The organism is Corynebacterium sp. UMB6689, assembly GCF_030215295.1.
In the GTDB taxonomy this organism is placed as follows: Bacteria; Actinomycetota; Actinomycetes; order Mycobacteriales; family Mycobacteriaceae; genus Corynebacterium; species Corynebacterium aurimucosum.
The window spans coordinates 44,047-62,203 of record NZ_JASOLS010000011.1; the positions used below are offsets into that span (position 1 = coordinate 44,047).

The window sequence follows — 18,157 nt, forward strand, 5'->3', positions numbered from 1 at the left end:
GGGTACTACCAGATGGTGACGCGCTCCTCCGGTGCTAGACCACCCTCGACGTCAAAAGCCTCGTAGAATTCATCGATGTTTTCGGCGATGATGTTGCAACGGAACTCCGCCGGCGAGTGCGGATCAATGGCCAGGTACTGCGTGGCCATCTCCGGGCGGATGGCAGTGCGCCACACGCGCGCCCACGCCAGGAAGAAACGCTGCAGACCGGTGTACTCGTGTTCTGCCAATTCCGGCTCAGCGCCCTCAGCCTCAAAGGGCGTGACCTGGCCATTGATGTCCAGGCCCTTGTCGGCGCAGTAGTTCTTGTAGGCCACCACGGCGATTCCCAATCCGCCCAGGTCACCGATGTTCTCACCCAGGGTGAAGCTGCCGTTGACGCCTGCGGAATCGGTGCCTTCCAGCACCTTCGGTACCTGCCCTTGGAACTGGTCCACCAGTTTCGCGGTCAGCTTCTCGAAGGCCGCACGGTCCTCCTCCGTCCACCAGGAGTTGAGGTTGCCCTGGCCGTCATACTGCGAGCCCTGGTCATCAAAGCCGTGGCCGATCTCATGACCAATCACCGCACCGATAGCGCCGAAGTTCTCCGCCGCGTCCGCCTCAGGGTTGTAGAAGGGCGGGCGCAGAATCGCTGCCGGGAAGGTGATGTCATTGACCACTGGATTATAAAAAGCATTGACCGTCTGCGGGGTTGCGAACCATTCATCGCGGTCCGCCGGCTTGCCAATCTTGGCCAATTCATAATCGTGATTCCACGCGTTACCCGCGCGCACATTGGCCACCAAGTCCGCACCCTTCGGAGAAAACTCCAGGTCAGAATAGTCACGCCAGGTATCTGGATAGCCAATCTTGGCCTTGAACTGGGAGAGCTTCTCCAGCGCGCGTTCACGAGTAGCCGGAGTCATCCACTCCAGCTGCGAAATCCTCTCGCGGTAAGCGGCGGTAAGGTACTCCACCAGCTCATCCATCTCGGACTTCGAGGAGGGCGGGAAGTGCTTGTCCACGAAGACCTTGCCAATCTCCTGTCCCACCATGTTTTCCGCCAAGCCCACGGCGCGCTTCCAGCGGTCACGCTGCTCCGTGGCACCGGAAAGCTTGGTTCCGTAGAACTCGAAGTTCTTCTTACCGATCTCCTCGGAGAGGTAAGGCGCGCGCGATAGCAGAATGTGCCACGTTGCCCACAGCTGCCAATCCGCCATACGGCCGGCGGTGAACAGGCCCTCGAGGTGCTCGAAATAAGACGGCATCATAGCTACCGCACGGTGCTCGGGCAGTCCCCCGCCCTGCAGGATGGCGCGGCTGATGCTGGGCAGCTTGGCGACGTCCACCGGGTTATACGTCTTCACCGCATCACGCGAGGCCACCACATCCCAGTGGCCGGCCGCGATTTCTTTCTCTAGGTTTACGATACGCGTCGCGGCCGTCTCCGCGCCCAGTCCGAAGAGGCGGGCGGGATCTAAGAATCCCAGCATCGCCGCAACGTGCTTCTCGTAGTCAGCGAGCGTCTGCGCGTGGGCTTCCTCGCGGTAATATGCCTCATCCGGCAGACCTAAACCGGACTGAATAATGTAGGCCACCGCCTCCTCGGTGCCGGAGTCCTTTTCCACCCAGAAGGTAACCGGGGCGCCAACGCCCTCGCGCTCCAGCACACCCAGGTTGTGGGCCAGCTCCTCCGGGTCCGCCGCCACCAGCTTGTCGAGGTCCTCGTCAAGCGGCGTCGTTCCCGCAGCATTGACTCCTTCTACATCCATGTGGGAGGAATACACGATCCCTGGGCGGCCCGTGTCTTCCTTAACGATGTCGTGGACGAGTTCCTCGGCTTCGTCGCGAAGCGCGTGAAAAGTGCCGTCGACGCCACGGTCATCGGGGATAACGTGGGACTCAATCCAGGGGCCATTAACAAATTGATACAGATCCTTCATGCACTTCACTCTATGTCAGAAGCACGCGTTAGTGTGGTGTGCATGACTTCTTATCGTTTCCCGCCAGCGAAGATGACGGGGCCGTTTTTCGCTGTGCTGGGAGTGACTCTCCTCGTGCTGGGCACGCCCGCCATCCTCAGCTTGGCACTGCCGGAACACGAGCCGGAAACAGAGCCAGTCGTCCTCGATGATCCGGAGTGGCATCAGCCCATCGACGGCGTCGAGTGCAGCGTTAACTACGATTCCGTGGCCAACCAGGCGTGGGACTGCGGCGACACCTTGGTCGAGGCCTATCTCACCTCTGATGTCGACGATGATGAGCTAGCCCTGCGCCGCGCCGTTCGCGCGACCACCTTCGGGTCGATGCCGAAGGAAAAAGTAGAAAACCAAGACGGCATCCTCGTCCTGCGAACGTATACGTACATCCCGGTCGTTGCCTTCAGCGTGGCCAAGGGAAACCTCAACTACGAGCTCGTCTTCTCGGATGGAAACCCAGAGGAATTCGCCGATCAATTTATGGAGGCCTTCAAGTGAGCAAGATCTTCCGCGTAACCCTGTGGGTCTTCATTGGCGTCTGCCTACCCGCCGCTCTTATCAATCTGTTGGGCTCCTTTCTCGTTGCCCCGCTCCCAGGCCTGATAAGCCTGCTGATCGGACTAGCCTTCCTAGCACTAGGCCTATACCTGTGGCGCCTCAGCCCGATGTGGGCCGCACCGGCCAAGGGCTGGGCCACTGCCAGCGTGCTGTGGGGAGGCGGCACCGCGGTATCTTTAGCGCTCCTCTCCGCACTGCCGTTCACCTCCCTCACCAAAGGTGTGGGCTGGGAAGAATCCATGATGTCCTGGTCCGGTGCTTATCCGGAGGAATTCGCTAAGGCCCTCGGCGTGGTCTTCATTCTCCTCAGCTTCCGCCAGCTCAACCGGCCCTGGCACGGCTTCATCGTCGGCGCACTCGTGGGCTGGGCTTTCGATGTTTTCGAGAACATCCTCTACGCCTCTCTCGGCGCCGTAATGCACCCGACGTCGGATTGGATTGGCATGCTGCAGATGTGGGGACTGCGCCTTGTGGCGGGACCAGGTCTGCACATGTCACTGACAGCCATTGCGGGCTTCGGCATCGGCTGGGCCATTTACGCTGCCCATAAAACTTGGTGGTGGCGTCTCGGCGTCGGCGTGGGCGCGCTTTTTGTTTCCTTTTGTCTCCACTTCGCGTGGAACTACATGTGGGAAGAAACCTGGCAGCTGATCACGCAGTATATCGTCGTCGCGCTCATCCTCTACCCCACCGTCATCGCCCTGGGGATTCGAGCCCACCGTCTAGCTAAGGCGGACGATACCTACTCGCATTCGCCCGGCCTCGCCAGCCTGCGGTGAACTAGTCGAACTGCCCCTGCAGCTCTGATGTCGCGCCCGAAGGATACTTTCTTTACTTCCGACAACGGCTACGCTTAGCATGCCTGCGATGAGCTCGGCACCGCCCGTTTTAGTTCCGCACATGCTCTATCGCGCGCGTCCTGTAGAGGCGTCGGCAAGCCTGGCGCCTGTGGTGCAACCTCCACCGCTCCCAGCACATCCCCCGTGAGATCCGCGGGAGATCCATAAGTATTAGCCGCCACGCTATACCCAGGGCCGAAAGAGGCACTAGCGTGAACCTGACGGTTGTCCGACCATCCAAATTTCGTTCCAATGATGCCCGGGATGCGTGCGGTGCCAAAGTCCTGGCGGTAACCGTCGGATGCCGCAGGCGCTACCGCCGCCATACCCTTCATGAGCGGCGCGGCAGCCGGATCGCCAGATATCGCCCCTATGAAGCGAGTGAGATCCTCCGTCGACGTCGTGGTATTTCCCCAGTAGCCATTGTGGTGAGTCTCTCCTAACCGATACTCCCCGATGATAGAGGGAATGGCCTGTGGATACTTCCGCTCCAAGTCACTGGCGGTGCCGTCCTCAGAAAAACGAATCATGTTCTCCACCCGCGCCTTATCCTCGAATGCGCCATATTTCAGCACCCACATACCGAGATACAGCTTCGCCAGGGAAAGCGCGGGGCGGGACTCGTGGCTATTCCCAGTGGAAACTGAATTTCCATCGGCATAACGCACGGTCATCTGGGTGCGTGGTGGGACTTTTCCAGGATCGAAAGTCAGAGCCTGGGCAGAAGGCGCGGTGACGGCCGCCAGGGCAAGACCGACAATGAAGGAACGAGACTTAAACACTTGTATAGATTAACTCAAGTCACAGCTTTAACAGCTCTGATTGGAGATTTGGCACCCTAAACCCCCACTGGAAATCTCGAATGTTCGTTTTATCTGGCGCTTACCCCACGACTTGTGTGGAGCACCAGTTTTCTCATTTACCCCTCTAATCACAACTTCTTTCCGCAGTATGGACTTCTCCAGAGATACCGAATAAGCTCTTATTTCGAAAGGGATTTCGAACGGTGGGGGTTCGTCCCGTCGCATTAACTCAGTCAAAAGAGGGGGTTGAAGTGTCTTCCACTTCAGACGTTGTTGTTCCCTATTTTTCTCATTCCAATCCGAACGACCCAGTATGTATGAAAGGCAAGGACATACGCCAAGCAGACTACGAGTTCTGGTCTAGCGTCCTTCCCGCCTTGGACGAAGATTCAGACACAGCGTGTATGCGCCTTGGGTTAAAGACCGGCAAAACGGCCGGGGCAGTTGCTCGCATAGTCATGGGGATTTACCGCCTTAGAGAACTCCCCCAGCTCAAGGCCCTACAAGATGCTTATTATTTGCTGGACCTACCTGCCTTGATTGCCATTGACCAGGTCATGGCTAAGCTGGGCCAGCCTTCCCCAGAGGTAGTGGCTGCCATCGATACTTCGTTGGCCCGTTGGTTTACTCCTACGAAGCCCAATCAGGCGTTTCCCAGCACTTCGCAGATTCGCCGCCGCATGCGTGATCTCGTCAAGGTTCATGATGACTCCATCGCGGTGGAAGATACGCGCCCGAAGAACCGGTATTCCATACTCACCCGCGCCCAGCGCGCCACCATCGAACTAGAGGTTGACAGCAGCATCGGGGTCATTATTCATGAGGCTATTAAGGCAGCGGCGGAAAAGTATGAAGTTTCTATGGCCGAGGCACTCATCCTCCTCATCACTGGGAAGGTAGAGCCAGAGGCTGCCCGAGTAGTACTCCACACTTATCAAGCTAATGACGTCGAGGATGCACCAGTATATGTAGAAGGCCATGGCTGGCAGGTGGGCAATATCCCCGCACAGGCCGTAACAAAAAGGGATTTAAGCACCAAGCCAGAGGCCTCCAAAAGCTACGGACCAAACACGATGGTGCGCAAATATGTTGAGGGCCGCGATGGCACCTGCCGTGCAGCTGGCTGCGGAATGCCTGCGTGGCTATGCCAGTTGGACCACCGTATTAACTACGCCGATGGCGGACCAACGCACCCGGACAACATGGTCGCGTTATGCCAGCATCACCACAACATGAAGACCGACGGACGGGCCTTTTATATTTTGGACCCGGATACCGGGGATGTGGTCTGGCTTTTTGAGGATGGAACGTGGGCAATCACCGAACCTTCCGGACCACTAGCCCCTAAGAACAAACGCTGGGCGCGAAGTGTGGCACAAGATATTGAGGGCTTCCGTGCCCGGAAACACCGTGAGGCTCAAGAACTTAAAGCTGAGCTAGACAAAGAACAACAAGAGGCCGCACACCACGCACCTACAGAAAAGGCAGAGAACAAGGAACCTGAAGGCGGTGAGGAAATCCCCTTCTAAGAAAGGTCCGTCGTTTAAAACGACGCAGTAGCCACCCCCTTACCAAGAATGGCGATTCTCAAAGCGGATCTTAATAGGCGCTGCCTCCCAGATCCGTTGCATCCAGCCCACACTCAGAAAGGACCACGCGGTCGCCGCGGTGCGGGATGCCTTCTTCATCCCAATGGGCTTGGGCGGCCGAGGTGTGGGCGCGGCCAGTGCTGTTGACCACCCGCCACCAGGGCAGATCTGCGCTTTTCGACATCACCCAGCCCACATATCGCGCGCCGACCCCCACCACTTTGGCGATCTCTCCGTAGGTGGAGACATTGCCAGCTGGAATGCGGAGAACGACCTCCGTAACCCTAGAGCTCGATGGGTTCTTCGGGGGCATCCTCAACCTCACACAAGGTAAGCGCCGCACCTGTGCAATCCTCGATCAGACACAGACGGCCGAATGGGGAATCGTGGGGCTCACGAATGATCTTTCCGCCGTTATCAATTACAGCCTTAGCTGCCTGGTCAATGTCCCGCACGCCCAGGTAGGTTTGCCAGAAACTCGGCAAGCCCTCCGCGTGCCAAAATCCGGCGAAGGCAGCGCCTTCTTCCTCCGCTACTGCGTAATGCTCATCACCACGGATTTCCCAGTTGAAGAGCTCGCCATAAAAGTCCAGCGCTGAGTGGAAATTCGCCGAAACCGTCAGCTCATGCCACACCGGAGTACCCGGCTCTCCGCCGGCGACGAAGCGGTCGAGCTCCGGCTGCGTCAAACCAAACATGGCACCACTGTTGTCCAGAACAAGCGCCAACGGCGCACCTAAAGCGAGGATCTTGCCACCGAGTTGTTCTACCCGGGCGCAATCCGCCTCCAAGTCGCGGGAAAGGAAATAAGTTGCCCAGGTGTCTTGGCCTGGGACAATCTCCGCGATGGGAAGGCCCTGCAGGCGGGCAATGCCGTCTTCGAATTCCCAACCCAACACGGCCGAGTAAAACTTTTCGGAGGCCTTCACATCGGAACTAGCCAGAGTAATCCAGTAGGGCATTCCTACTTCTGCTTCAAAAGCGGGCATTAGAGGTTCCTCCACTTCTCCGGGTCAAAGTCATCATCGGCGGTGGCCTCATCGAAATAATCGTCGTCGTCTTCGACGACGCGGGCGCAGGTGTCGGAGACACAGATGACGTCGCCAAGCACCAGCGTTGCACCGCGCTGCTTAGTGACTTCCCCATTGACGGTGACCTGGCCTTGCTCGATGAGCTCTTTGGCCTCACCCCCGGTTGCGACCAAGGAGGCCAGTTTGAGGAACTGGCCGAGCTTGATGGATTCTCCCTTAATTGAGACTTCTAGCATGCTGACCAGCATACCCAGCTCAAAGCGCAAGGAGTCCCTCCGTCAGAATGATGACGCCAAGCAGGGCAAACACGACACCACTAAAGATATCGACACTGGCGGAGTTCTTCGCCATCCACTTCGACACCGCACGTGTGCACAGCGCGACGCCAACGAAGATGATGAGGCTTTCGAGGATGAGCACTGAGCCCACCGTGGCATTGGCACCAAACCCCATGCCGGGGTCGATGAAATTGGCAAAGATAGCGCCGAAGAAGATCAGCACCTTGGGGTTGGAAAGGTCGCTGACCAGGCCCATGCGGTACGCCGTGCCGAGTCTGATGATGCCATCCGGGGTGAACCCACGCGGTTGGGGATTCATAGTTGCCGGAGCACGACGCTCTTTGATGCCACCGCTAATGGCAGAAAAAGCCATCCATAGCAGATAGCTGCCGCCGGCAACCTGCAGCGCCACTAGGATTTCCGGGTGCGCCGAAATCAATGCGGTGAGCCCCGCTAGCGAAGCAACGGTCCACATCATCAAGCCGGTGGTGCTACCGATTGCGGCCCACACCGCCGCGCGCGTAGAGCGGGCGCCCAAACGAATAATCTGCACCACGTCTGGTCCCGGCGAAGCCATCGCCGCGAACCACACACCCATTAAGGCCACTATGGCGCTGAATGCCATCTAACACCCCCATACTCACATGCATTATTGCTAACACATGCCACTATAAGAGGCGTCTCACCTGCAGCGAAACAGGTAATTTAGCTTTGCGTGCGCGGCTTAATGGTCATGGTGTCAATGTTGACGTGCTCCGGCAGCGAGGCCACCCAACGCACGGCCTCAGCGATATCTTCTGCGGTGAGGTTGAGTTCGCCGTCATACACCTGTGCGGCACGCGTTTTGTCGCCCCGAAAACGATTAAGGGAAAACTCTTCCGTGGCCACACGGCCTGGGTCGAGTTCGGTGACGCGGACACCGTGCTCCTCGATACGTAATGCACGAGAAATCACGCGCACGCCATGCTTGGCGGCGTTGTAGCCGGAGCCGCCCTCGTAGACGTTCCACCCGGCAACGGATCCCATGTTGATAATGAGCCCACCCCGCAGCTTCGGCATGAGGGCTTGGATCATACGGACAGTGCCGAGGACGTTGACGTCGTACATCCACTGCCAGTCCTCTACGGTGGTCTCCACGAGAGGTTCCAAGCCCTTCGCGCCACCGGCGTTGTTGACCAAGAGGTCCACGCGGTCGAGGTGGGAGACGAACTCAGCCACGGACTCGTCCGAGGTTACGTCGAGGGCATAGGCCTCGCCGCCGATGTCCTTCGCGAGGGCCTCAAGGCGCTCTACGCGACGCGCACCGACGACGACATGCCAACCGTCGGCCGCCAACGCTCTTGCCGACGCCTCCCCGATCCCCGAGGACGCTCCTGTGACAACTGCTACCTTTTCCATGCGCCCTAGGATAGGACTTCTTCCAGCTCGGCGCAGATGTTTTCCACGATCTCGATCTTGAAGTCGGCCGGGGTAAAGGTGCCATCCTTCATGTCAGTATTGAGCGAGATATCAAGCTGAGTGCGCAGCTGCTTCATGGAGAAATTAGCCATGATGAGACGCCACGCCTCCACCGCGCGGATGCCGCCGCTAAAGCTATAGCCCACATAGGCAATCGGCTTGGCCACCCACTCAGCGCCCAAGGAATCGACGGCGTTCTTGAACGCACCCGGCACGGAGTGGTTGTACTCCGGGGTAACGAAGATATAGCCGTCGCAGGCATCAATGGCATCGGACCAAGCTTGGACATTCGGGTCCTCGTAATTTTTGTTTGCCGCCATAGGGATGACGGAAGAAGTGAGAATTGGAACGTCGAAGGCCTTGAGGTCAATGAGCTCGTAGTCAACGTCGCGACCTTGGGCCAGGTCAGTGACCCATTGGGCGATGGCCAGCCCGGCGCGGTCGTCGCGGGTAGAGCCAAGAATGATGCCGATTTTTGCCATAAATATGCCTTTCACATTTTGTTAACGTGTCAACGTTTGAGCGTACGCCGATATGCTCACGCGATCGACATTTCCGCTCAACATGTTTATTCTTTTGCCATGTCACAGGAGAACTTGGCGAATCACGGATCCATTGAGCGCATGACCAGCGGGCAGTGGTTCATGCCCAGTGTCAACGAGGAGGTCAACGCCGAGCACCAGCGCGGATTCCGGTTGGTCAAAGAACTCAACGAGCTGCACAACACCGATCGCGACCGCGCGCACGACATCCTGCGCGCGCTGCTCTCCCCCGAGTCCGAAGTACCCGGCCTCCACACGCCGCTTAACCTGGAATACGGCCGCAACGTCACGGTTGGCAAAGGGGTGTTCATCAACTTTGGTGCGACAATCCTGGCGCAAGCGCCTGTAACCCTCGGAGACCGCGTCATGATGGGGCCGAACTGTTCGCTCATCACGGTGGGCCACCCCGTCAACGATCATGAGATGCGGGCGGAGGGCTGGGAAATAGCTAAACCTATCACCATCGGTGATAACACCTGGTTTGGCGCCAACGTCACGGTCCTGCCTGGCGTCACCGTGGGCAAGAACTGCGTCGTAGGCGCAGGCTCACTGGTGACCCGCGACGTACCGGATAACTCGCTGGTCCTGGGCTCACCGGGGCGCGTGGTGCGCAAGCTGGAGGACAACGAAGATAGGTGGGAGCGCCAAGATCTCGATGTTTGATCTCAAGGCAATCGGCAAGGGACTTCCCGTCCTAGAGACCATTGATTCGCTTCCTTCAGACGGCCACGTCGTGGTCCAGGCCCCGCCCGGCACCGGTAAGACCACGCTTATTCCACCGGCATTAGCGAACCAGGTAGAGGGCAAGGTTCTCGTCACCGCACCACGCCGCGTGGCGGTGCGTGCGGCGGCAAACCGCCTTCAGGAGTTGTCAGGCCAGCGCATCGGCTATGCGGTGCGCGGTGATTCCCGCAAAGGCGCGGACGTCGAGTTTGTTACCCCAGGTGTTTTGTTACGCCGACTGTTGCGGGATCCGGAACTTGAAGGGATTTCCGCCGTGGCCATCGACGAGGTCCACGAACGCCAGCTCGATACTGACCTCGTACTCGGTATGTGCTTAGAGTTGGCGCAGCTCCGCGATGATTTTCGGGTTATTGCCATGTCCGCGACTGTCGACGCCGCCCGCTTCTCCCAGCTTATGGGGAATGCGCCGATCCATTCCACTGAGGCTGTCACGTACCCACTCGATATTTCCTATGAACCGATTCCGGGGCGCGCTGCGGGAGATCGAGACTTTTGGAAAGGCGTGGCGAGGGTTGCCGCGCGGCAGCACGAGTCCACGCTGGTCTTTGTTCCCGGCGTGCGCGAGGTCAACCTGGTGTGTGATGCACTGAGTGGCCATAACGTTTTTCCGCTCCATGGCCGCCAGACCACGCAAGAGCAGGATGCGGCGCTTTATACGCGCGAGCCGCGCATCGTGGTGGCGACGTCCATCGCGGAATCTTCGCTGACCGTGCCAGGCGTGCGCACCGTCATCGATGCCGGGCTATCCCGCGTGCCCAAGCGGGATGCGCAGCGCGGGATGAGTGGGTTGGTGACAGTGTCGACGTCGAAAAGCAGCGCCGATCAACGCGCCGGACGTGCCGGACGTGAGGCGCCGGGTACCGTCGTCCGCTGCTATTCGCAGGAGGATTACCAGCACTTTTCCCCGCACGTGATTCCAGAAATTCTCTCTGCGGACCTCACGCAGGCGGCACTGTTCATGGATAGTTGGGGCGCGGGACCGGATTTCCCCTTGCTGGATCCCCCACCGGGGCCCGCGCTTGCCGACGCCCACCGCACCCTAGATCTGCTCAACGCTGGCGAAGAGCTGGCGTTACTGCCAACGCACCCACGATGGGGCGCGGCACTGTTGAAGTACGGCGCGGGAGCAGCACAGACGATTGCCCGCCTGGATGATTCGGATCCGAAGCGGCTTGCCCGCTTGGTGCCCAACAAGGGTCCGGTGGACCCAGGCGTGGTGGTCGCTAGCGCCTTCCCGGAGTTCGTGGCTAAGCGCGTGGGCGACAAGGAGTTTTTGCTCGCCAGCGGTACGCGCGCGCGGTATTTCGAGGATGGTCACGACTGGTTGGCGGTGGCTGAGGTGTCGTTGGCGCGATCTGGAAACGCCATCATTCGTGAAGCAGTGCCCATTGCGGAAAAGGACGCACTCGACATCATCGGCGTGACCGAAGAGACGCGAGCATTTCTCGACGGTCCCAAGGTCCGTGGCATGCGCGTGCGTGCGGCAGGCTCCATCGTGTTGTCGGAAACCCCAGTGAAGGTCTCCGGTGATGAGGCGGTGGAGGCACTACGCAACTCCGGACAGGGTTTAAATCTGTTTCACTTCAGTGACAAGGCTCAAAACCTGCGGGAACGTATGCGTCATCTGCATAGGGCATACGGGAATCCGTGGCCGGACGTGGACGGCGATGATCTGAGCTGGCTGGAGCCGGAGCTGCATGAGCTGGCTGCCGGGAAGCGGCCAGACATGTACCCGGCGCTGCAGCGCTTGCTCCCCTGGCCCGAAGCTAGCCGCTTGGATGAGCTCGCGCCGGAACGGTTAGCGGTTCCGTCCGGACGTGCTGCGAGGATCGATTGGTCCGGCGAGCGTCCCGTGGTCTCCATCAAGCTGCAGGAATGCTTCGGCCTGGCTGAATCGCCCGAGTACTGCGGCCACCGCGTGCAGTTTCATCTACTGTCCCCCGCCGGTCGCCCGCTCGCCGTCACCGATGACCTAGCCAGCTTCTGGGCTGGGCCTTATGCCGGCGTGCGCGCCGACATGCGCGGGCGCTACCCCAAACACCCGTGGCCGGAAGACCCGTGGAACGCTGTGGCCACGGCGAAGACGAATTAACCCCACTGCTGCCAGGACAGGTACACGCTCATCACCACGACGAGTGCGAGAAGCGCATAGCGGATGAGCTTTGCACCACCGCCAAGCACAGTCCGTGCGCCCAGCTGCGCGCCAATGATATTTGCTGCCGCGAGAACTAAGGCGAGACCCCACACCACGTGGCCACCCACGATAAACACCACGAGCGCACCGACGTTGGTACACGTGTTGACCACTTTCGCCATCGCTGCGGAGGTGAGGAAATTCTGCGAGAAGATAGCGGTAAAGGCCATGATGAGGAACATGCCGGTGCCGGGGCCAAAGATGCCATCGTAGAAGGCGATGGCAGCGACAGCGGCTAACCCTGCCCACGTGCGCCAGCCGCCGCGGATTCCGTCTCTTTCGCCGCTGCCGAAGTCCGGGCGAAAGGCCACAAAGATGCCGACTACCACCATAAGCACAATGATGACCGGCCGCATGACGTCCTTGTCCATGAGTGCGGCTGCTGTGGCCCCGAGTCCAGAGCACACCAGCGCGATGAGTCCCATGCGGATGAGCTCGCCCTTCGGCGGGCGCACCTTCTTGACGAGTGTTACGGCAGCAGAGGCCGTTCCAGAGACCGCCGCCACCTTGTTCGTGGCCAGGGCTGTGGCGGGCGCAAGCTGGGGTGCGACCGCCAGGATGAGCGGAATGAGCACGAGCCCGCCGCCACCAATGACGGCATCGATCCATCCGGCCGCGGTGGCGCCGATGGTGAGAATCGCCCAACCGCTTAATCCGAAATCCATGTCCATCATTAAACTCGATTCCATGTCTGTTCGTACGCGATGGGTCATCGTGGCCCCGGGGTCTGCAGCACTGGGGGCATTGTTTAGCTACCTTCACGTACCCGCAGCCTGGATCCTCGGCGCCATCGTGGTCTCGGGAGCCATGGCCTTGACGACAGGCAAAGAACTCGCCGTTAACGAGCACTTTTATTCTGTCGCCCGCGGGTTCATCGGAATGATGGCGGGCATACCACTGACCTTAGTTCCTGCCTCCACGCTCCTTGGCTTTGTGCCAGCCGCGGTGACGATGTCACTCATCACCGTGCTTATCGGTGTCGCCGGCGGCGTGCTGCTGCACCGCTCACAGCCAAAAGATATTTCCTGGGAAACCGGAATCTTATCCATGCTGCCGGGCGGGGCCTCGCTCATGCCCGCGCTAGCCAGCGAACTCGGTGCGGACTACCGCTACGTGGCGCTGACGCAATACCTGCGCCTTCTGGCGGTGTCGGTGTCCCTCCCCTTGGTGGTCTCCTTGTTAGACGCCCCCGCGGGCAAAGGCGTCGACATGAGCGTTGACGGCGAGGTCACGTGGTGGATCGTAGGGTTGACGGTCGCCATCGCCGTGGTTGGTGAGAAGCTTGGCAAGCTGGTGCGTTTGCCAGCTGCTGCTGTTTTGGGGCCGCTCATCTTGACCGTGCTGGTCGCCCAGGTTATTCCAGCCGGCCACACTTTGGAGCCGCTCTACGTCTTCAAAATCATGGCTTTTATGTCCATCGGCTGGGTCTGCGGTGGTGGGCTGTCGGTACCGGCACTGCGGGCCTTCGCCAAGCAGCTGCCGGCGACGATCCTCTTCATCATTGTCGTCATCGGCGTGTGCGCGCTCACTGCTGTGCCTTTGACCGCATGGCTGGACATCACCTACTTCGAGGCTTACCTCGCCACTTCGCCCGGCGCGCTGGAGACCGTCCTCGCGCTCTCCGCGGAAGGAGGGGCGGGTCCCGCCGTGGTGGCCGTGCAGATTATCCGGCTCATCATCGTGCTCGTCATCGCGGGATATTTGCCCCAGATTTTGGGGCTATTCCGCCGCTAGTGGATAAATCACAGAGTCACTAGTGGATAAATCCAAGAGTCTGACAACTAGTCCAGAATTGTCTCGCGCAGAATCGACATCGGCACAGAACCTAGGGCCAATGCCTGGGAGTGGAAATCACGTACGTCCATGCCCTGCTCCACGGCAGCGTCGCGGGTCTGCTGCCACAGGCGCTGGCCCAGAGCATAAGACGGCGCCTGGCCCGGCCAGCCCAGGTAACGAGTGACCTCGAAGGAGAGGTTAGCGTCATCCATCGCGGTGTTCTCACGCATGAAGGTCTTGACGTGGGACTTGTCCCAGATGCCGGACGCAGTGCACTCCGGCAACGCCTTGCCCAGGTGGAGTCCGATATCCACCACGACGCGGGCGGCGCGGAAGCGTTGGGCGTCGAGAAGCCCCATGCGGAAGCCCGGATCATCCATGTATCCCAGCTCCGCCATGAGTGCTTCAGCGTATAGAGCCCAGCCCTCACCGTGGCCAGAGTTCCACGTCACCGCACGGCGCCATAGGTTGAGGTCCGGTTGGGTCAGCGCGACGCCAATCTGCAGATGGTGGCCCGGCGCGCCCTCGTGGTGGACGGTTGTCAGCTCCTGCCAGGTGTGGAAAAGCTCCTGGCCAGCCGGTACGGACCACCACATGCGGCCGGGGCGGGAGAAATCATCGGAGGGCGAGGTGTAGAAGATGCCGCCGGTGCCGGCCGGGTCGATACAGCACTCGATTTCTTTAACGGCCTCCGGGATGTCGAAGGCGTTGCCGTCGAGGTCCTTGATCGCGCGGTCCGCGGTGGACTGCATCCACTCCACTAGCGCGTCGGTGCCGTGCAGCTGGTAGCGCTCCTCTTCGTTGAGTTTGCGCATGGCCGCGCGCACGGTGACGTCGGAGCCGTAGAGCTCGTGGGCGATCTTTTCTTGTTCCGCCTTGATGGAGCGCACCTGGTCCATGCCCCACTCATAGGCCTCATCGAGGTCCACGGCATCGCCAACGAAAAGCTTGGAGAAGCGCTCGTAGCGCTCGCGGCCCACCGCATCCTGCGATGGTGCCTGCGGCTGCAGCTCGTTAGAGAGCCAATCGGCGAACTCGCCGAAGGCTTCCTTGGCCGCGTCCACCTCTGGGCCTTCAACGCCAAGGTCCTCGAGCATGGAGCCGGCGTCGGCAAGCCGCTCGCATTGCACGAAGACATCGGAGATCTGGCGCTGCGGCGCGACCATGCCACGCGAAGCCGCCTCGGTGAGGGACTCCTTGTAGCCGTTGAGCGAGGTTGCCACCTTCGACAGGCGCGAACGCAATACATCAAGCTGCTCCGGGGTGTCCTTCGGCATGAGCATGAGGGTGTCGCGAATGGTCTGCACCGGGGAGGCAATGTTGTTAAGGCAGCGGATGTCCTCACCGGCATGGTGCAGGTCAAGATCCAGGCAGAGACGGTCGCGCAAGACGGCGGCGGTGACGTAGTCCACCTCGTCAAAATCGTCGTCATCGTCGGATTCGTCGGTGGTGTCATCGAGGGCATCGAGATCCGCCATCATCTCACGAGTGCGATCCGCCACGGAGGAGTAGTACTCCGGGGAGAAATCTTCCAACTCACCGTCGAAGCCGGGAATTCCCCACGCGGTGGCATCGGTGGGCGTGAGCTGCGCGAGGTCGTGGACGAAATTATCGCACGACGCGTCCAGCAGCGAAGGCTGGCGCTCTGCGTTCTGGTCAAAACTCATAAGGGCGAAGTCTAACGAAGATCCAGGGGTTTGGGCCAACCCAGCGCCGCCTTATTTACCAGCTTGTTAGCTAATTGTTGCTCCACTTACTTCCCGGGCTTGTCCAGGATGTAAATTCGTTGAGCACTTCAGCAGGAGAGGGGTTCACCACGAGAGCATCGAGGAAGCGCTTCTGAACGAATCCCTCCTGCACCATTGCAGAGTACATTCTTATAAACGGCTGCCAGAATCCCTTCACGTCTACGAGACCCACCGGGCTATCCAGGTTCCCCAACTGTTGCAAGGTGAGCACCTCGGTGAGCTCCTCTAGCGTTCCCACGCCACCCGGCAGGCACACGAAGGCATCCGCGAGTTCCTCCATACGCGTTTTGCGCTGCGCCATGGTGTCCACGACTTCGAGTTTGGTTACCCGCTGGTGTGACATCTCGTAATCAACGAGCTGCCGCGGGATAACCCCAATGACGGTGCCGCCGGCGGCAAGGCAGGAATCTGCGACGATGCCCATCAGGCCTACGTCACCGCCGCCATAAACCAGGGTGAGGTTGCGCCGCGCGAGCTCCTCCCCCAAAAGGTGTGCGGCTTGGCCATAGGCTTCAGAGTTTCCAGCGGCGGAGCCGCAGTACACAGCAACAGAATCCATGAACACTACTCTAACGCAGGCACACTTCTAGACTATGATGTCTACTGAATCCCAATTTCTATTAGACAATGCGGTCTGCTGAATTTATACTTGCGCCATGATTAAATCTGGTCCCGTGTTCACTCGCCCCCGCACCCCAGCGGCGAAGTGCCTCCACATCATTCGACTCAACCCCGTTGTTACCCGCAGTGAACTTGTCGAAGCCACGGGACTCTCCCAGCCGACGATTACCCGCGCCACTGCCGCGCTGCTGGGTGCTGGACTGGTTCGCGAGCGCACGGATTTGACGCAGTCCCGCGGCCGCGGGCGCCCCACCGTGCCCTTGGAAGTAGCGGATAATGATTGGATGCTGGTTGGTATTGCGGTTGGCACCGCCTTTACCCGCATCGCCTTCTTCGACACCAAGGGACGCACCCTGCGCGAGGAAGACGTGGCTACCCCGGTGTCGCGCTTGAGTGCAAGCGATGTCATCGAGCACATCATTGCTGGTGTCAACCGCCTGATGACCGGCCTGGATCGACGTTTGGTTTCAGTCGGCGTGACCACCTCCGGCAGCGTGAACGAAGCTGGACGCATTACCGCCCACAACCTGGGCTGGGACGAGATGGATATCGCCAGCCGTCTGGAGTACCAGTTCGGCGTTCCGGTTGTCGTGTCTTCCGTCATCCCTGCCATCCTGGGATCCGAGACGCAGTCTGCGGAGCTAGGCGCGGAGAAGCCCGTCATGGTGCTCTACGCGGATGACTCCGTTGGCGCCGCGCTGACCTTGGGCGATGAAATTGTGCAGCTCGAACTCGACGAAGCTGACGTCCTGGCCACGCAGGCGATGCTGAATGAGACCGGCGGAGACTCATTCCCAGACGTGGTCGCGAATGCTGATGAAGAAACGCGGGCGCTTCTCGACGACCGCGCGCGCTCCCTCGGGGCCACCGCTGCTGAACTTTTAACGCAGCATAAGCCCGATACCCTCGTAGTCGCCGGCGGCGCCTTCTCCGATGATCCGGCGGCCCCGAAGCTCTTTGCTTCCGCCGTGCGCCAGGCCACCGATCACCCAGTGGAGCTGCGCATGATTCCTTCGCACACCGAGATTGTTCGCGCCTGCACCCGCGCTGTAGCGCTTGATCCGCTGCTGCGCGTTCCGCTGGAGCTCGGCCGCGAGGCGAAAGCTGCCTAAAAGTAAACCGAGTCGATTCCCGTAAAAAGGTGGGCCTTGAGCCCGAGACGCTGGGCGGCGGTGACGAAGTCCGGCCGATCATCGAAGAAGTGCGTGTCCTTGGCCTGCGCGCCGAGGGCATCCACGGCCACGAGGTAGGCCTCCGGATCCGGCTTGGCTACCCCAATATCGCAGCTCAGCGTCACGGCAGCGCATTCCTTCAGCCAAGGCTGCGTCTGGCGGATCCGAGTTCCCAGAACCGTCGGAACATTCGCCAAAATGCCGACGCTATGCCCTTGAGCAATAAACCCTAGGACCGCGCGCACCATCTCTTCATCGGCGACCAACAGGCGCTCGGTGTCCAGTTCGGTCGCGTGGCTGACGTCAAAGGAGCTCAGTTCCGTCAGCGCGCGAATGCGGCCCCAATACTGCGCATCGCTCAGGTGCCCAGCATTATAGGCAGGGCGAAACTCCTCATAGATGGACCAAAAGTGCTCTACATTTTCGGGACGGAGGTAATCCTCCAACTCAGAGTTCCCGGCGGGCCGCATGAGCACGCCATAAAGGTCGAAGAGCAAACTTGCCATGCGCCCAGTGTAGCCAGACCGCACTAGCTCCAGTCAGCGTGCCCGCCACGAAGAGCGGGAGCGACAGCGTGCCCTGCGCCCACAACGTCGAGGTGGCCCCCACGAGGAACAAGCCGCCGACGCTAAACAGGGAGCGGCTCAACGCCGTCGATGCAGCAGCGGCGCAGAGCAACAGTGCTAGACCCGCGAACGGGCCGAGCATCACGGCGAGAGCGAAGAAGAAGGTTCCCAGCGCCATGTTCGTTGCGGCCAGCCACGTGCCGCCGACCAATGCGATCACAAGGCCGGCCAGGGCACCGCAAATCAGCATCAGGCGCGTTGTAGTCATAAAAGAAATTCT

Annotated in this window: 20 protein-coding genes; 7 read left to right on the forward strand and 13 right to left on the reverse strand. The window is 60.1% G+C overall.

The features are described from left to right. Window positions 1-5: 5 nt before the first annotated feature. Window positions 6-1,922, reverse strand: a complete 1,917-nt coding sequence (locus QP363_RS07685; protein WP_284763834.1) for a M13 family metallopeptidase — start codon at window positions 1,920-1,922, stop codon at window positions 6-8. Between the two features lie 42 nt (window positions 1,923-1,964). On the opposite strand from QP363_RS07685, the gene QP363_RS07690 reads away from it, so the two are divergent. Both QP363_RS07690 and QP363_RS07695 read left to right on the forward strand, forming a co-directional pair. Further along, window positions 1,965-2,456, forward strand: coding sequence for a hypothetical protein (locus tag QP363_RS07690; protein WP_070644670.1), 492 nt, complete (start codon window positions 1,965-1,967; stop codon window positions 2,454-2,456). Continuing rightward, a complete protein-coding gene (locus QP363_RS07695) occupies window positions 2,453-3,295 on the forward strand; it encodes a PrsW family intramembrane metalloprotease (protein ID WP_070644669.1) in 843 nt (280 codons plus the stop codon). Before QP363_RS07690 ends, QP363_RS07695 begins: the two co-directional genes overlap by 4 nt. Before the next feature lie 74 nt (window positions 3,296-3,369). Here the strand turns inward: QP363_RS07695 and QP363_RS07700 are convergent, their stop codons facing one another. Next, window positions 3,370-4,137 carry a hypothetical protein gene (locus QP363_RS07700; protein ID WP_284763835.1) on the reverse strand — a complete coding sequence of 256 codons (768 nt, stop codon included), beginning with the start codon at window positions 4,135-4,137 and terminating at the stop codon, window positions 3,370-3,372. Between the two features lie 272 nt (window positions 4,138-4,409). On the opposite strand from QP363_RS07700, the gene QP363_RS07705 reads away from it, so the two are divergent. Beyond that, window positions 4,410-5,687, forward strand: a complete 1,278-nt coding sequence (locus QP363_RS07705; RefSeq protein WP_070644667.1) for an HNH endonuclease signature motif containing protein — start codon at window positions 4,410-4,412, stop codon at window positions 5,685-5,687. Window positions 5,688-5,757: 70 nt separating this feature from the next. Here QP363_RS07705 and QP363_RS07710 read toward each other — a convergent pair whose 3' ends face one another. From QP363_RS07710 to QP363_RS07735, 6 genes are all read right to left on the reverse strand, one after another. Continuing rightward, a complete protein-coding gene (locus QP363_RS07710) occupies window positions 5,758-6,060 on the reverse strand; it encodes an MGMT family protein (protein WP_070644666.1) in 303 nt (100 codons plus the stop codon). Further along, window positions 6,032-6,736 (reverse strand): VOC family protein, encoded by a 705-nt coding sequence (locus QP363_RS07715; protein WP_070710465.1) that lies wholly within the window; start codon window positions 6,734-6,736, stop codon window positions 6,032-6,034. The genes QP363_RS07710 and QP363_RS07715 overlap by 29 nt, the downstream gene beginning before the upstream one ends. Then, window positions 6,736-7,014: an RNA-binding S4 domain-containing protein gene (locus QP363_RS07720; protein ID WP_210384562.1), complete on the reverse strand. Its 279-nt coding sequence runs from the start codon at window positions 7,012-7,014 to the stop codon at window positions 6,736-6,738. Before QP363_RS07720 ends, QP363_RS07715 begins: the two co-directional genes overlap by 1 nt. A 19-nt stretch (window positions 7,015-7,033) precedes the next feature. Further along, the gene (locus QP363_RS07725) at window positions 7,034-7,681 is read right to left on the reverse strand and encodes a LysE family translocator (RefSeq protein ID WP_070710466.1); all 648 of its coding nucleotides are present in this window, start codon (window positions 7,679-7,681) and stop codon (window positions 7,034-7,036) included. Between the two features lie 80 nt (window positions 7,682-7,761). Next, complete coding sequence (locus QP363_RS07730; RefSeq protein WP_070444396.1) at window positions 7,762-8,454, reverse strand: SDR family oxidoreductase; 693 nt, start codon at window positions 8,452-8,454, stop codon at window positions 7,762-7,764. Between the two features lie 5 nt (window positions 8,455-8,459). Next, window positions 8,460-8,996: an NADPH-dependent FMN reductase gene (locus tag QP363_RS07735; protein ID WP_070444398.1), complete on the reverse strand. Its 537-nt coding sequence runs from the start codon at window positions 8,994-8,996 to the stop codon at window positions 8,460-8,462. Between the two features lie 99 nt (window positions 8,997-9,095). Between QP363_RS07735 and QP363_RS07740 the strand changes: the two genes are divergently transcribed. Both QP363_RS07740 and QP363_RS07745 read left to right on the forward strand, forming a co-directional pair. Beyond that, entirely contained in the window at window positions 9,096-9,719 is a 624-nt protein-coding gene (locus QP363_RS07740; RefSeq protein ID WP_070444400.1) for a sugar O-acetyltransferase, read from the forward strand. Continuing rightward, window positions 9,712-11,892, forward strand: coding sequence for an ATP-dependent RNA helicase (locus QP363_RS07745; RefSeq protein WP_284763836.1), 2,181 nt, complete (start codon window positions 9,712-9,714; stop codon window positions 11,890-11,892). The genes QP363_RS07740 and QP363_RS07745 overlap by 8 nt, the downstream gene beginning before the upstream one ends. On the opposite strand, the gene QP363_RS07750 is transcribed toward QP363_RS07745, so the two are convergent. After that, the gene (locus tag QP363_RS07750; RefSeq protein WP_284763857.1) at window positions 11,889-12,659 is read right to left on the reverse strand and encodes a TSUP family transporter; all 771 of its coding nucleotides are present in this window, start codon (window positions 12,657-12,659) and stop codon (window positions 11,889-11,891) included. The genes QP363_RS07745 and QP363_RS07750 overlap by 4 nt on opposite strands. 22 nt (window positions 12,660-12,681) lie before the next feature. On the opposite strand from QP363_RS07750, the gene QP363_RS07755 reads away from it, so the two are divergent. Next, on the forward strand, window positions 12,682-13,728 hold the full coding sequence (locus QP363_RS07755; RefSeq protein ID WP_253287167.1) for an AbrB family transcriptional regulator: 1,047 nt from the start codon (window positions 12,682-12,684) through the stop codon (window positions 13,726-13,728). 47 nt (window positions 13,729-13,775) lie between these two features. Here QP363_RS07755 and QP363_RS07760 read toward each other — a convergent pair whose 3' ends face one another. Both QP363_RS07760 and QP363_RS07765 read right to left on the reverse strand, forming a co-directional pair. Continuing rightward, the gene (locus tag QP363_RS07760; RefSeq protein WP_144657011.1) at window positions 13,776-15,437 is read right to left on the reverse strand and encodes a DUF885 domain-containing protein; all 1,662 of its coding nucleotides are present in this window, start codon (window positions 15,435-15,437) and stop codon (window positions 13,776-13,778) included. 70 nt (window positions 15,438-15,507) lie between these two features. After that, complete coding sequence (locus QP363_RS07765) at window positions 15,508-16,077, reverse strand: TIGR00730 family Rossman fold protein (protein WP_070710523.1); 570 nt, start codon at window positions 16,075-16,077, stop codon at window positions 15,508-15,510. Between the two features lie 97 nt (window positions 16,078-16,174). On the opposite strand from QP363_RS07765, the gene QP363_RS07770 reads away from it, so the two are divergent. Beyond that, window positions 16,175-17,251 (forward strand): ROK family transcriptional regulator, encoded by a 1,077-nt coding sequence (locus tag QP363_RS07770; protein ID WP_284763839.1) that lies wholly within the window; start codon window positions 16,175-16,177, stop codon window positions 17,249-17,251. On the opposite strand, the gene QP363_RS07775 is transcribed toward QP363_RS07770, so the two are convergent. Together QP363_RS07775 and QP363_RS07780 are read right to left on the reverse strand one after the other, a co-directional pair. Continuing rightward, on the reverse strand, window positions 17,248-17,817 hold the full coding sequence (locus QP363_RS07775) for an HAD-IA family hydrolase (protein WP_070444412.1): 570 nt from the start codon (window positions 17,815-17,817) through the stop codon (window positions 17,248-17,250). The genes QP363_RS07770 and QP363_RS07775 overlap by 4 nt on opposite strands. After that, window positions 17,759-18,145 carry a hypothetical protein gene (locus tag QP363_RS07780; protein WP_070444414.1) on the reverse strand — a complete coding sequence of 129 codons (387 nt, stop codon included), beginning with the start codon at window positions 18,143-18,145 and terminating at the stop codon, window positions 17,759-17,761. Before QP363_RS07780 ends, QP363_RS07775 begins: the two co-directional genes overlap by 59 nt. Window positions 18,146-18,157: the final 12 nt, after the last annotated feature.